The organism is Flavobacterium sp., from assembly GCF_965262375.1.
In the GTDB taxonomy this organism is placed as follows: Bacteria; Bacteroidota; Bacteroidia; order Flavobacteriales; family Flavobacteriaceae; genus Flavobacterium.
Genome location: NZ_OZ253527.1, coordinates 744,267 through 759,111 on the forward strand (window position 1 = coordinate 744,267; position 14,845 = coordinate 759,111).

Consider the following 14,845-nt stretch of genomic DNA (forward strand, 5'->3'; position numbering starts at 1 on the left):
TCACATAAATATACTCTTTTGTTGGCAATATTCGTGTAAAAGTTTTTACTTTTGCAGTAATTTTTTAACCAAAAATTGTCATCAGACAGCATTATGGATAGGTTTTCCTTTTTAAACGCAGCACATACGGCTTTTTTTGCCGATTTATACGACCAATATTTAGTAAATCCTGATAGCGTTGAACCATCTTGGAGAGCTTTTTTTCAAGGTTTTGACTTTGCTAACGAATTCCCAAATGGATTTTCAGGTGAAGAAACTTCTTCGGAAGGAGCTATAAACAACGCTCAGTTAACGGATAAAATTCAAAAAGAAATTAGAGTACTTCAATTAATTGAAGCTTACCGCACCAACGGGCACTTATTTGCCGATACAAACCCTGTAAGAGATAGAAGAACCCACACACCTAGTTTAGAAATTGAAAACTATGGCTTAGCAAGTTCTGACTTACAAACGGTTTTTCAAACCGCTAGTTTAGTGGCAGGTAATCCAACGACTTTGGCTGATTTAATTGCTTTATTAAAGAAATTATATTGCCAATCAATCGCCTTTGAATACAAATACATTCGCGATACTAAAACGCAAGCATGGATTGAACAAAAAATCAATGCTATGGCAAATGAGGTAACTGCCGATAAGAAAAAGATTATCATTGAAAAATTGAATGAAGCTGTTTCATTCGAAAATTTCTTACATACAAAATACGTAGGGCAAAAGCGTTTCTCTCTAGAAGGAAACGAAGCGGTTGTTCCTGCTTTTGACATTCTAATTGAGGAAGCTGCCGAATTAGGAGTGGAACAATTAGTATTAGGAATGGCACACCGTGGTCGTTTGAATATTTTAGCAAATGTTTTTGACAAAGAACCTAAAAAGATTTTTAGTGAGTTTGATGGTAAAGACTATGCAGATGAAGACCATTTTGACGGCGATGTGAAATACCACTTGGGGATTACCACTCCTAAAACAACTCGCAAAGGAAAAGGGATTAACATCAATTTAGTGCCTAACCCTTCGCACTTAGAAACTGTAGCCGCTGTGGTGGAAGGAATCACACGTTCTAAACAAGACCGTTTCTTCCCAGCGCAACCAAATAAAGTATTACCAGTTATCGTACACGGTGATGCGGCCGTATCTGGTCAAGGAATTGTGTATGAAATTGCACAAATGGTACACTTAGACGGTTACAAAACACAAGGAACCATTCACGTAGTCATCAACAACCAAGTTGGTTTTACAACAAATTATACCGATTCTCGTTCAGCAACTTACTGTACTGATATTGCTAAATTAACTTCAGCACCTGTTATTCATGTGAATGCTGATGATGCAGAAGCAGTGGTAAAAGCTATGGTGTTTGCATTAGAATATCGTATGGAGTTCGGTTCAGACGTATATATCGATGTTTTAGGTTATAGAAAATATGGTCATAACGAAGGGGATGAACCTCGTTTTACGCAACCCGTTTTATACAAATCGCTTTCAAGACATAAAAATGTAAGAGATTTATATGGTGCTAAATTAGTAGAACAAGGAGTGATTTCAACTTCGTATGTTAAAGAAATCGAAGAGGCTCACAAAGCTAAATTGGATGAAAATTTAACAGCATCGCGCGAAGAAACTTTAACAGTTATCGAGCCGTTTATGCAAGATGAGTGGGTTGGTTTTTCTAAAGCGAACCAAGCTAAAATGTTAGAAAAAATCGATACTGCAGTAGCAAAAGACACCTTAGACGGTATCGCTAAAGTAGTAACAGAATTACCAGAAGGAAAAAAATATATCAGCAAAATACAAAAGCTTATCAACGATAGAAAAGCGATGTATTTTGAGAAAAACCAGTTAGACTGGGCTATGGGTGAAATGTTAGCCTATGGTTCGTTATTGACGGAAGGTTACAACGTTCGTATTTCTGGACAAGATGTAGAACGTGGTACATTCTCACACCGTCATGCCGTAGTAAAAACGGAGGATACAGAAGAAGAAGTAATCTTATTGAACGATGTGCCTAACAAGAAAGGCTACTTCAATGCTTACAACTCTTTGTTATCGGAGTACGGTGTAGTTGGTTTTGATTATGGTTATGCTATGGCATCGCCTAAAACATTAACTATTTGGGAAGCTCAATTTGGAGATTTCTCTAATGGAGCTCAAATCATGATTGACCAATACATTTCGGCAGCGGAAGATAAATGGAACAACCAAAATGGTTTGGTTATTTTAATGCCTCACGGCTATGAAAACCAAGGTGCAGAACACTCTTCGGCACGTATGGAACGTTACTTACAACTTTGTTCAGAACAAAATATGTATGTGGCGGACTGTACAACACCTGCGAATTTCTTCCACTTGTTAAGAAGACAAATGTTGGCAGATTTCCGTAAACCTTTGATGGTTTTTACCCCTAAGAGTTTATTGCGTCACCCAGAAGCGGTTTCTTCAGTTGAAGAATTTGCTACAGGTTCGTTCCAAGAAGTTATCAATGATACACACGTAAATGCAGCGGATGTTAAAACATTGGTTTTCTGTACAGGTAAATTCTACTACGACTTAAAAGCAGAAAGAGAAGCACAAGGAAGAAACGATGTGGCATTAGTAAGAATCGAGCAATTGTTCCCATTACCAGTTGACCAATTAAAAGCGATTATTGCTTCGTATCCAAACGCAACGGATTATGTTTGGGCACAAGAAGAGCCAAGAAATATGGGAGCTTACGGATTTATGTTGATGAATTTCAACGAGGTTAAATTCCGTGTAGCATCACCTAAAGCGTACAGTGCGCCAGCATCAGGAAGTTATACACGTTCTAAGAAACGTCATGCTGATGCCATCGCTATGGTATTTGAAAATAAAGAATAAAATAATAAATTAGTATTAGTTTCACGTTTAAGGTTTCAGGTTTTTAAAGTTCAACTTGAAACTTGAAACAAATCAACTTTAAACAAAAAAGATATGATTTTAGAAATGAAAGTCCCTTCGCCAGGGGAATCAATCAAGGAAGTGGAAATTGCTACTTGGTTAGTACAAGACGGAGATTATGTAGAAAAAGACCAGGCGATTGCTGAGGTTGATTCAGATAAGGCAACATTAGAATTACCAGCTGAAATGAGCGGAATCATCACGCTTAAAGCTGAAGAAGGTGACACAGTAGCTGTAGGTGCAGTAGTTTGTTTAATTGATACAAGTGCCGCAAAACCAGAAGGTGGCGCAGCTCCTGTAGCAGAGAAAAAAGAAGAAGCTCCTAAAGCAGAGGCTCCTAAAGCAGCACCGGTTCAAGCAACCACGTATGCAACAGGTTCAGCTTCACCAGCAGCTAAAAAAATATTAGCAGAAAAAGAAATTGACCCTGCAACAGTTACAGGTACTGGTAAAGCAGGTCGTATTACTACTGAGGATGCTTTAAATGCAAAAGCTTCTATGGGTACTCCTACAGGAGGTTCTCGTGGTTCTCAAAGAACAAAATTATCAATGTTACGTCGTAAAGTAGCAGAGCGTTTAGTATCTGCTAAAAACGAAACGGCTATGTTAACTACTTTCAACGAAGTTGACATGAGTGCTATCTATGCGTTACGTGACGAATACAAAGAAGAATTTAAAGCAAAACACCAAATGGGATTAGGCTTTATGTCATTCTTTACAAAAGCGGTAACCCGTGCTTTACAATTATTCCCAGATGTAAACTCAATGATTGATGGACAAGAAAAAGTGTCTTTCGATTTTTGTGATATTTCTGTTGCAGTATCAGGGCCTAAAGGGTTAATGGTGCCTGTAGTACGTAATGCTGAAAACTTAACGTTCCGTGGGGTTGAAGCTGAAATCAAGCGTTTAGCCATTCGTGCACGTGACGGTCAAATCACAGTAGATGAAATGACAGGTGGAACATTCACTATCTCTAATGGTGGGGTTTTTGGTTCTATGTTATCTACACCTATCATCAATCCACCGCAATCAGGAATCTTAGGCATGCACAATGTAGTAGACAGAGCTATAGTGAAAAACGGTCAAATCGTAATTGCTCCAGTTATGTTTGTAGCATTGTCTTACGACCACCGTATCATCGACGGACGTGAGTCTGTAGGTTTCTTATGTGCTGTGAAAGAAGCTTTAGAAAATCCAGCAGAAATCTTAATGGGTGGTAATCCAAGAAAAGCTTTAGAATTATAGTTATTGCTAGCAACAAAGCAATCTTACCTATTTATAATCCCAAACTTCAAAAGAGTTTGGGATTTTTTTGTTTATTTGCTCTATGAAGAAAAGTCAAAAACAAGCGGCTATAGGTTTTATTTTTATCACGCTTTTAATAGATGTGATAGGTTTAGGAATTATCATTCCAGTAACCCCAAAGTTAATTCAAGAACTCATACACGGTAATGTAAGTGATGCCGCACAATATGGAGGTTGGCTTACTTTTGCGTATGCTTTTACGCAGTTTTTGTTTTCGCCCTTGGTAGGAAATTTGAGTGATAAATACGGTCGCCGTCCTGTATTATTGCTTTCACTTTTTGGATTCAGTTTGGATTATCTGTTATTGGCTTTTGCGCCTACCATCAGTTGGTTATTCATCGGGCGCATATTGGCGGGTATTACAGGGGCAAGTATTACGACGGCTTCTGCATATATCGCAGACATCAGTACCGATGAAAATCGCGCCAAGAATTTCGGAATGATTGGCGCAGCTTTTGGTTTAGGATTTATTATTGGACCCGTTATTGGAGGCTTATTAGCGCAATACGGGGCACGTATTCCTTTCTATGCCGCAGCGGTTTTATGTTTACTAAACTTCTTATATGGTTATTTCATACTTCCAGAATCTTTATCCAAAAAACACCGTAGAGCCTTCGATTGGACTAGAGCTAATCCGATAGGCGCTTTTATTAGTTTAAAAAAATATCCAAAACTGATTGGATTAACCCTTGCCGTATTCTTGTTGCACACGGCTTCTCATGCGGTGCAAAGTAATTGGAGTTATTTTACCATGTATCAATTTCATTGGGATGAAACCATGATAGGGTTATCCTTAGGCATGGTAGGTTTATTAGTCGCACTAGTACAAGGTGGTTTGATTCGATGGATAAATCCAAAGCTAGGGAATGTAAAGAGTATCTATGTAGGCATGGCTTTGTATACGATAGGTATGTTTCTTTTTGGTTTTGCCAGCCAAAGCTGGATGATGTTTGCCTTCCTGATTCCGTATTGTCTCGGTGGTATTGCAGGACCAGCATTACAAGCGGTAATAGCAGGGCAAGTGCCCGCAAACGAACAAGGAGAAATACAAGGTACGTTGACGAGTTTGATTAGTGCTTCAGCTATTATAGGGCCACCTATTATGTCGAATGTGTTTTATTATTTTACTCAGGAAAGTATTGAGCATCCTTTTGCAGGTGCTCCTTTTATTTTGGGAGGCTTTGGAATGTTGTTAAGTACACTGATGGCTTATGTTTCTTTGAAGAAGCATCATTAATACAAAAGCCCCAATCCGAAAAAGATTGGGGTTTTTTGTTTGAACTTATATTACTCTTTGATAAACTTCACGGTCTTTTCAGTCTCGTTCGTTTTTAATTTGGCGAAATAAACCCCTGAGGCTAAGTTTGAAATATCCAACGAAATATTTTGACTAGCCACTTCATAATGCCCTACGGCTGTCCCTAAATAGGTATAGATTTCTACAGATTCTATAATAGTAGCATTGGTGATTTGCAAATGCTCTTGAGCAGGGATAGGGAATATTTTTAGTTGTTGAAAGCTACTTTCGGTATTGCTTAAAGTGCCTACTTTTACGGTAATAGCAGTACGCTGACTCTCGATGCCATTTACGGTTTGTGTCGCATAATAGGTTGTTCCATCTACCAGAACCGTACTTAAAGGCAATTCAGAAGTCATTGCTCTATTTCCTGATGACGTAGCATACCATTTAATGTTTTGTCCATTTACCATGATATCCGCCAGTGTAGCTCCTTGTGGGAAAGTTTGGGTAGGATTATTTATTATAGGTGCGGTTGGAGGTATGGTAACAGGATAAGCAACTATGCATCCATTCGAGTCTTCAACATTAAAAACATACATTCCTGATGGCAGGTTTGCAAATCTATTTAGAGGAGTAAAAGCACCACCATTTTGAGAATATTGATAAGGCGGTACACCTCCAGAAGCTGTAATAGTAGTTATAGTGTAAGCGTCTTCTTGGGTAATAGTATAAGTTGCGGTTAGCGGTGCAGGTTGAGTGATTGTAACCGTACTCCTACTTATACATTGCTTAGCATCTGTTACTTGAACGAAATACGTACCTACTGGTAAATAAGTAAAGACGTTATTCATTTGCGGACCAATTATTACTGGTCCAAATAAAGTATAAATATACGGTACAGCATTCCCAAAAGTATTAACAACGAGCGTACCATTATTAGCTCCACTACAGCTAACTGGTGTGTGAATGGTTGTTATCGTTGGTGGAACAACTGGAAGAACACTTACAGCATTACTAGTAGTTATATTATAATTTTTATCCCTCACAAGGATTACATAAATTCCTGCACTAGATATACTAAAGGTGTTACTAGCCACAAAAGTTGCTCCATCATCAATAGAATAAACGTAATCAGGGGTTCCACCTGAGGCAATTACTGTAATTATAGCAGTATCTACACAGGATAAATCTTTGATTAAGGTAGCTGTAGCGGTCAATTGCTGTCCTAACACAAGCTGGGTAGCCAGTAAAAAGAGTATGGAAAGTAGTTTTTTAGTCATAAACATCTGTTTGATTAATGGTGAGCAAAAGTAAATACTTTTTATCTTTGTCCCAAACAATTACTAATGAGTGTGTCCATCAATAAAAAAATATATTTCGCTAGCGACCAACACCTTGGCGCACCCACGCCTGAAATGAGTTTCCCTCGGGAGCAAAAGTTTGTACAATGGCTGGATGAAGTCAAACAAGATGCGGAAGCTATTTTTTTATTAGGCGATTTATTTGATTTTTGGTTTGAATATAAAACGGTGGTTCCTAAAGGTTTTGTGCGGGTGTTAGGCAAACTAGCCGAGATTCGCGACAGTGGGATTCCTATTTACTTTTTTGTGGGTAATCACGACCTTTGGATGAACGACTATTTCGAAAAAGAGTTAAACATTCCCGTGTATCACACAACTAAGGAATTTACATTCAACAATAAACTTTTTTTAATTGGTCATGGCGACGGTTTAGGGCCTGGGGATAAAGGCTATAAGCGAATGAAAAAAGTGTTTACCAATCCGTTTTCCAAATGGTTGTTTCGCTGGTTGCACCCTGATGTGGGCGTGAAATTAGCGCAATATTTATCGGTTAAAAACAAAATGATTTCGGGAGCAGAAGATGTCAAGTTTTTAGGGGAAGATAACGAATGGTTGATTCAGTATGCCAAACGCAAATTAGAAACCAAACATTATGATTATTTTGTTTTTGGCCACCGTCATTTGCCTATGGAGATTACTTTAAATGGAAATGCGCAGTATGTGAATTTAGGCGATTGGATTGGTTATTTTACTTATGGGGTTTTTGATGGAACGCGTTTCGAATTGAAAAAATATTAAAATAAAGCCCTAGAAATTTTCTCCTAGGGCTTTTATATTATTCTGAAAAATTCGTTATTGATGTTTGAATACAACTATTAGCTAACTTATTTCCTTTTTCTGAATTAATAAAATCCATCATAATCCAGCCCGCTGATTTCAAATTAGATTGCTGAATATACTCAGCTACTTTAGGGTTTACACGATCAGCAACAGCCACAGGATATGCAAATGTACTTGCCCCCGAGCAGTAAGTCAAAAACGCATCGTGTGTGCTTGAATTTCCATTAGCTCTATCTATATTTTCTTTAATCTTTTCAAATTTATAGTTAATTGAAGCACCTAGAATTGTTGAAACATGATAATAATCACTTATGTTTAAAGTATTATAGAACCCATTCCCTATTAAATTTGTTTTAGAAAAATTAGGATTTCCTGACCAACCTTGTACAAAAGTACTATTGGTATAGGTTTCTCTAGACATTGGCAATACTTTCCCTCTACAATCGACTAATTTATTGTTTGAATTCCATTGCTCCATCACTAATCCGAGCTGAGCATAATTATGCATTTTTTCATTATAATATTTTACCCATGATTCCTTTTCTTGATTATTGTTTTCTTTTTTAAAAATAGCAACAATAAATTCATTGGGATTATTTTTTAAGAATTTTTCAAAAGTTGCCATTACTTGTTCTAGTGTCAAATTTAGACGTACAATTCCATGATACCCCATGAATTGTCCATTTTCAAAATTAAATCGCAAATCAAAAATACGTGCTCCAGCTCCCAATTGCTCTTCTATAGTGCCATACTGATTACTACTAAAAGCATAATTTTTAATCGACATAGAATCATGTGTGCCAGGAATTGAAAGTTTACCAATTTCAGTATTATTATTTAATTTTTCCATCCACCTAGACCCTGAATATAGTTCTACATTTTTCTGTGAAATATTACTATTAATAAATTGAGCTTGCTCTTTATTATCTGTCATCTGCTCAGAAGTACAGGATTGTAAAGAGACAAGTGTAGCTAGTGTAAGTACAATTTTCTTCATAATTTGGGGTTTTATTCAGAGAAGCAATGTATATATAATTCATTTATACACAATAATTTATACTGTAGAAATTATTCGATAATCATGTATTTACACTATCAGATCCTAGTTTCAATCCATATCCTTGCTATATCTAAATCCTTAACGTAAATTTGCGCCCGTCTCAAAGGGGTGCTTGTGTGTTGCAGGCTGAGATTATACCCAACGAACCTGGACAGGTAATGCTGTCAAGGGAAAACCAAGCAAGCTTTGTAAGTTTTTGCTGCTATTTATTAATTCCATTGAATAATAGCCCCTTTTATTCGTGACAAAATGTAACGAATGAAAAAAATGAAGTGTAATCAAAACTGGAAAGTAATCACGCAGGTTGCGAAAGTTTTGTTAACAGGATGTATTTTCTTAACAGTTTCAAAGACAACTGCACAAGAAAAGAAAACACAAGACAGTACGAAAATCAACGCCTTAGAAGAAGTAAAAGTAGCTTCCACGCGATTGAACTCAAAATCACCTTTTGCGTATTCGACTATCAAAAAAGAGGCATTGCAAAAGACCAATTTAGGCCAAGATTTACCCATTTTATTAGACCAAATGCCATCGGTGGTCACCACTTCTGATGCGGGTGCAGGTGTAGGCTACACAGGCTTGCGCGTGCGTGGTAGCGATGCTACACGAGTAAACGTAACCATAAATGGTATTCCTTATAATGATGCGGAAAGCCAAGGAACGTTTTGGGTAAATATGCCTGATTTTGTGACTTCGGTTCAAGATATTCAGTTACAACGAGGAGCAGGGACTTCTACAAATGGAGCTGGAGCTTTTGGCGCAAGTTTAAACTTGCGTACGCTCACTCCCTCAGCAGAAGGCTATGCGAGTACATCACACAGTGTGGGTTCTTTTGGTACAAGAAAGCACAATATTACTTTTGGCTCTGGTATTAAAAATGGATTCTATGCTGAGGGACGTTTGTCAAAAATTGCCAGTGAAGGATACCTTGACCGTGCTTCTTCCGACTTAAAATCTTTTTATGCTGAAGCAGGATTTTTAGGGAAACAAACCGCTATAAAAGCTTTGGTTTTTGGAGGAAAGGAAATTACTTATCAATCCTGGTATGGTACTCCAGAAGCTGTTGTAAGAGGTGATAAGACGGGTATTCAAGCCTTTATCGATAGAAATTATTCTTCTGCCGCAGAAGCAGATAATTTATTGAATGCCGGTAGAACCTATAATTTTTACACCTATGAAAATCAGGTGGATAATTATGAGCAAACACATTATCAATTACATGTAACGCACCAATTTAATCCGAATTTAACTGGAACTATTTCGGGTAACTTTACTAAGGGGAAAGGATATTATGAAGAATTTAAAGCAGAGCAAAAATTAAAAAAATACTTTCCTAACCATGCTGATGGAAACCTGAAATCTGATGTAGTACGTAGAAAATGGTTGGATAATGATTTTTATGCCTTTGTATATGCTTTGAATTATAAAAATAAAAACTTCAATGCATCTTTAGGTGGTGGTTACAATCAATATGATGGGGTTCATTTTGGAGAATTAATCAAGCAAAAATATGCTAGTTTGCCTGTCACGAATGTTCCATACTACCAATCAACAGGAAAAAAGGAGGATTATTCAGTATATGTAAAAGCAGATTATACCTTCTTCCATAAATTATTGGTTTATGCTGATGTACAGGCAAGACGTGTAGACTATCGTACAAATGGGCTTAGCAGTGATTTAAAAACGCTTTCGGTAGATAAAACCTATAATTTCTTTAATCCAAAAGCAGGAGTAAATTTTGATATCCACAAAAATCATAGTATTTACGGTTCAGTAGCGGTAGCCAATAAAGAGCCTAATAGAAATGATTTGACTAAAAACCCAGTAGAGCCAAAAGCGGAACAGTTAATTGATTACGAAGTAGGTTATCGTTTCAAAAATAAAATGGCTCAAGTGAATTTAAATGGTTTCTATATGCATTACAACAACCAATTGGTTCTAACAGGTGCTTTAGATGAAGTGGGCGACCCGATTCGTGAAAATGTAAGCAAAAGTTACCGTGCGGGTATTGAACTTGAAGCTACTGTTCAGCCTACTAAATTTTTCCAATTAGGATTGAATCTGACACAAAGTATCAATAAAATTAAAGCATTCGATTATTTGGTGGCAGTTACGGAGTATGATGTGAATTTTAACGAAACGTATTCGACCAAAGTAACAAAATTTGAGAATACCGACATTTCTTTCTCTCCTAATTTTATAGGAGGAGCAACAGCTACTTTTTACCCAATAAAAAATATGAGTATTGCGTATATTCAAAAATTTGTAGGTAAACAATATTTAGACAATACGGCTTCTGAAAGTAAGAAGTTAGACAGTTATCACAATGGCAATGTAGCTGTCCAATATGTTTTTAAACCTAAGAATTTTGCAGAAATCAGTTTAAATTTATTAGTAAACAATGTGTACAATCGTTTATACGAATCAAACGGCTACACGTATAGCTACTACTATATCCCGCAAGGATCAAACGACCCAGCAGTGACAGAGAATTTCTACTATCCACAGGCAGGAAGAAACTTCTTAACGGGTATAACTGTCAAATTCTAAAATATATAAAATAAATGAGGCTGTTCAAAACTTTTTGGACAGCCTCTTCAATTTTCTTATAATCAACAAACTTGTTATTGAATGGTTACTCCTCAGTATGACTAAAGACCACTTTAATTTAACTAAAGATTAAAAACTAAACAATCTCCAAGTATTTTTGAGCATAGTATCCTATTACAAAACTCGCTTCATTTGAATGGCTAAATTTCTTGCCAGTTTTTCAAAAGCACCAATAATTCTTTCATGTTCCTTTACCGCGATAGTCTTTCTCTCAAAGCCAATAACTTTATCAAAATGAATGGAAAGTATTTTTTTTGAAGGATCCTCTCGCTTATAAAAATCTATCGTCGCTGAGAGTTTTGCGGGTTCTAAAGCATAGCCAGGATAAATCCAAGTGAGGTTTACTTTCATAAGATGAGAAGCTTCTGAAGTGATTTTACATTCTTGATTTTTAAATAAATCGTTGAAATATGCAACAAAAGCTGGGTTGTAATATTTTTCGCGATTTTCAAACCAATTTCGTTTGAACTCTTCTGCTTTTTCAGGATTGTCTTTTCGCTGCTCCAGTTTTTCTTTTAAAAAAGCTTCTTCAGATTTGAAACCATGCACTTGCAATTTATCATAATTGAATTCAGTTGAAAAAACCTGAATGCCTTTCAAATTTTCTAAATCGCCTTCAATAATTTCATATCGTTGTGAAAAAACAGTATTCACAACAATAGTAACAACAAGTATATTTTAGTTCTCATTTTTAAATTTCTAAAAAAAAAGTCTTTCATTGTTGTTACTCCGAAAGACTTTTAAATTATTATTTCACAAACTCTACAGCTTTATCCAAAGCCTCTTTCACCCCAGCTGGATTTTTACCTCCTGCTGTTGCGAAGAATGCTTGTCCACCGCCGCCGCCTTGGATGTATTTTCCTAACTCACGAACTACTTGCCCCGCATTTAAGCTCTTAGCTTCTACTAATTCTTTAGAAACATAGCAGGTTAACATGGGTTTGTCTTCATTCACGGTAGCTAAAACAAGGAATAAGTTATCTTTATTTTGTCCTAATTCGTAAGCTAAATCTTTAGCCCCATTAGCATCCAAATCAACTTGTACCGCTAAGAAATCGACACCATTTACATCTTTAATTTGAGAAGCTAATTCACCTTTTAGGTTTTTCGCTTTTTCTTTTAATAATTGCTCGACTTGCTTTTTCAATTTCGCATTTTCGTCTTGTAACGAAACCACCGATTTGATAATGTCTTGTGGGTTTTTCAACGCTTCTTTTACTTCCGCAATTAAATTTTCTTGTTTCGCAAAGAAATCTTTCACGGCATTATTCGTTATCGCTTCTACACGACGAATACCTGCCGCAACAGCGCCTTCAGAAACAATTTTGAAATGCCAAATATCAGCCGTATTACTCACGTGGATACCACCACATAATTCCATACTCTCTCCAAATTTAATCGCACGTACATTATCACCGTATTTCTCGCCGAATAATGCCATAGCACCTTCTTCGATAGCTTGTGCAAACGGAATGCTTCTTCTTTCAATTAATGGCAATTGCTCTTGGATACGTGCATTCACAAAATCTTCCACTTGACGTAATTCTTCTTCCGTAACTTTTGAAAAATGAGAGAAGTCAAAACGTAAATAGTTAGGCGCTACCAAAGACCCTTTTTGCTCTACGTGCGTTCCTAAAATGGTACGTAAGGCTTGGTGTAACAAGTGTGTCGCCGAGTGGTTACTCGCACACAAACTACGCAATTCCGTATTTACTTTTGCTTGGAAAGTCGCATTCACATTTTCTGGTAAACGCTTCGCAAAATGTAAAATCAAATTGTTTTCTTTCTTAGTATCGATGATTTCAATCGTCTCGTTAGCAGAAACTAAAACCCCTTTATCACCAACTTGACCACCACCTTCTGGATAGAATGGCGTATTATCTAAAACGATTTGGTACAAAACTCCATCTTTTTTAGAATCTACTTTACGAATACGAGTGATTTTTACTTCATTTTCGGTTTGGTCATAACCCACGAACGTTTCCACATTTCCGTCTATTAATACCTTCCAGTCGTCTGTTGAAACTTCTGAAGCCGAACGAGAACGTGCTTTTTGCTCTGCCATTGATTTGTCGAATTCACTTTCGTTAAACGACATTCCTTTTTCTTTTAAAATCAAGGCTGTTAAATCTTTTGGAAACCCAAAAGTATCATACAACTCAAAAGCTTTTTCTCCCGAAACTTCGTTACCCGAAGTTTCAGCCACCACTTTTTCTAACAATTGTAATCCTTGTTCTAAAGTGCGTAAGAACGAAGCTTCTTCCTCACGGATTACTTGCGTTACTAAGTTTTGTTGCGCTTTGATTTCTGGGAAAAACTCACCCATTTGTGTCGCTAAAACAGCAACCAACTCGTTGATGAATGGCTCTTTTTTGTTTAAGAACGTAAATCCATAACGAATCGCACGACGTAAAATACGACGGATTACATAGCCTGCTCCTGTATTTGACGGCAACTGACCATCAGCAATAGCAAACGCAACCGCACGCACGTGGTCTACAATCACCCGAATAGCGATGTTGGTTTTATTTTGAGTTTCTTCGCTTGCGCTCAGAATGACATCATTTGTTGTGTATTTCAAACCTGTAATCGCTGAAACTTTCTCGATAAGTGGCGTAAATACATCAGTATCATAATTAGACGTAACCCCTTGCATCGCCATACACAAACGCTCGAAGCCCATACCCGTATCTACGTGTTGTGCTGGAAGTTTTTCTAAAGAACCATCAGCTTTACGGTTGAATTCCATAAATACGTTGTTCCAAATCTCTACCACTTGCGGATGGTCGGCATTTACTAAATCACGACCTGAAACTTTTGCTCTTTCTTCCTCCGTACGTAAGTCGATGTGAATTTCAGAACAAGGTCCACAAGGTCCTTGGTCACCCATTTCCCAGAAGTTGTCTTTTTTATTTCCTAAAATGATACGGTCTTCTGAAACGTATTGTTTCCAAATATCGAAAGCGTCTTGGTCAAACGGTACATTTTCAGCTGTGTTTCCTTCAAAAACGGAAACATATAAACGGTCTTTGTCTAACTTTAATACTTCGGTTAAGAATTCCCAAGCCCAAGCTAAGGCTTCTTTTTTGAAGTAATCGCCAAACGACCAGTTACCCAGCATTTCGAACATTGTATGATGATAGGTATCAAAACCTACATCTTCTAAATCGTTATGTTTTCCTGAAACACGTAGACATTTTTGCGTATCGGCTATACGTGGACTTTTAGGCGTACCATTGCCTAAAAAGAATTCTTTGAACTGTGCCATCCCTGAATTGTTGAACATAAGGGTTGGGTCGTCTTTTAACACGATAGGGGCAGAAGGCACGATTAAGTGGTCTTTGCTTTTGAAAAAATCTAAATACGCTTTGCGAATGTCTTGTGATTTCATTAATCTTTTGTTTAAAAGTTTAAAGTTTAAAAGTTTAAGGTTGTCCTAAAACTAAAAAACTAAAAAAATATCTTTAAAAATTTTATTTATCTCTATTAGCCCTGATGGAGGTATTGTTGGAGCTCTTTTGCTTTTACAAAAGTTTGTTTTTATACCGACTTCAAACAAAGCAAAAAGCGACTACCGAC

9 protein-coding genes are annotated in these 14,845 nt (G+C 36.9%); 5 read left to right on the plus strand and 4 right to left on the minus strand.

The window, feature by feature from the left end; all coding sequences use genetic code 11:
• Positions 1-93: 93 nt before the first annotated feature.
• From ACQY29_RS03530 to ACQY29_RS03540, 3 genes are all read left to right on the plus strand, one after another.
• Entirely contained in the window at positions 94-2,850 is a 2,757-nt protein-coding gene (locus ACQY29_RS03530; RefSeq protein WP_428225865.1) for a 2-oxoglutarate dehydrogenase E1 component, read from the plus strand.
• Positions 2,851-2,943: 93 nt separating this feature from the next.
• Entirely contained in the window at positions 2,944-4,155 is a 1,212-nt protein-coding gene (odhB, locus tag ACQY29_RS03535) for a 2-oxoglutarate dehydrogenase complex dihydrolipoyllysine-residue succinyltransferase (RefSeq protein WP_060383578.1), read from the plus strand.
• Between the two features lie 82 nt (positions 4,156-4,237).
• Entirely contained in the window at positions 4,238-5,452 is a 1,215-nt protein-coding gene (locus ACQY29_RS03540) for a TCR/Tet family MFS transporter (RefSeq protein WP_428223869.1), read from the plus strand.
• Positions 5,453-5,502: 50 nt separating this feature from the next.
• Here ACQY29_RS03540 and ACQY29_RS03545 read toward each other — a convergent pair whose 3' ends face one another.
• The gene (locus ACQY29_RS03545) at positions 5,503-6,735 is read right to left on the minus strand and encodes a T9SS type A sorting domain-containing protein (RefSeq protein ID WP_428223870.1); all 1,233 of its coding nucleotides are present in this window, start codon (positions 6,733-6,735) and stop codon (positions 5,503-5,505) included.
• Between the two features lie 66 nt (positions 6,736-6,801).
• Here ACQY29_RS03545 and ACQY29_RS03550 point away from each other — a divergent pair, with 66 nt between their 5' ends.
• Complete coding sequence (locus ACQY29_RS03550) at positions 6,802-7,554, plus strand: UDP-2,3-diacylglucosamine diphosphatase (RefSeq protein WP_428223871.1); 753 nt, start codon at positions 6,802-6,804, stop codon at positions 7,552-7,554.
• A gap of 37 nt (positions 7,555-7,591) precedes the next feature.
• On the opposite strand, the gene ACQY29_RS03555 is transcribed toward ACQY29_RS03550, so the two are convergent.
• Positions 7,592-8,593: a phosphatidylinositol-specific phospholipase C domain-containing protein gene (locus tag ACQY29_RS03555; protein ID WP_428223872.1), complete on the minus strand. Its 1,002-nt coding sequence runs from the start codon at positions 8,591-8,593 to the stop codon at positions 7,592-7,594.
• A gap of 321 nt (positions 8,594-8,914) precedes the next feature.
• On the opposite strand from ACQY29_RS03555, the gene ACQY29_RS03560 reads away from it, so the two are divergent.
• Positions 8,915-11,206, plus strand: coding sequence for a TonB-dependent receptor (locus ACQY29_RS03560; protein ID WP_428223873.1), 2,292 nt, complete (start codon positions 8,915-8,917; stop codon positions 11,204-11,206).
• 174 nt (positions 11,207-11,380) lie between these two features.
• On the opposite strand, the gene ACQY29_RS03565 is transcribed toward ACQY29_RS03560, so the two are convergent.
• Complete coding sequence (locus ACQY29_RS03565) at positions 11,381-11,920, minus strand: hypothetical protein (RefSeq protein ID WP_428223874.1); 540 nt, start codon at positions 11,918-11,920, stop codon at positions 11,381-11,383.
• 94 nt (positions 11,921-12,014) lie between these two features.
• On the minus strand, positions 12,015-14,657 hold the full coding sequence (gene alaS / locus ACQY29_RS03570; RefSeq protein ID WP_428223875.1) for an alanine--tRNA ligase: 2,643 nt from the start codon (positions 14,655-14,657) through the stop codon (positions 12,015-12,017).
• Positions 14,658-14,845 lie beyond the last annotated feature (188 nt).

Excerpts from the sequence above, each read along its gene's own strand:
- ACQY29_RS03530 (WP_428225865.1), top strand. The coding sequence starts at position 94 with ATGGATAGGTTTTCCTTTTTAAACGCAGCACATACGGCTTTTTTTGCC.
- ACQY29_RS03555 (WP_428223872.1), bottom strand. The coding sequence starts at position 8,593 with ATGAAGAAAATTGTACTTACACTAGCTACACTTGTCTCTTTACAATCC.
- odhB (WP_060383578.1), top strand. The coding sequence starts at position 2,944 with ATGATTTTAGAAATGAAAGTCCCTTCGCCAGGGGAATCAATCAAGGAA.
- ACQY29_RS03560 (WP_428223873.1), top strand. The coding sequence starts at position 8,915 with ATGAAAAAAATGAAGTGTAATCAAAACTGGAAAGTAATCACGCAGGTT.
- ACQY29_RS03550 (WP_428223871.1), top strand. The coding sequence starts at position 6,802 with ATGAGTGTGTCCATCAATAAAAAAATATATTTCGCTAGCGACCAACAC.
- alaS (WP_428223875.1), bottom strand. The coding sequence starts at position 14,657 with ATGAAATCACAAGACATTCGCAAAGCGTATTTAGATTTTTTCAAAAGC.
- ACQY29_RS03545 (WP_428223870.1), bottom strand. The coding sequence starts at position 6,735 with ATGACTAAAAAACTACTTTCCATACTCTTTTTACTGGCTACCCAGCTT.
- ACQY29_RS03540 (WP_428223869.1), top strand. The coding sequence starts at position 4,238 with ATGAAGAAAAGTCAAAAACAAGCGGCTATAGGTTTTATTTTTATCACG.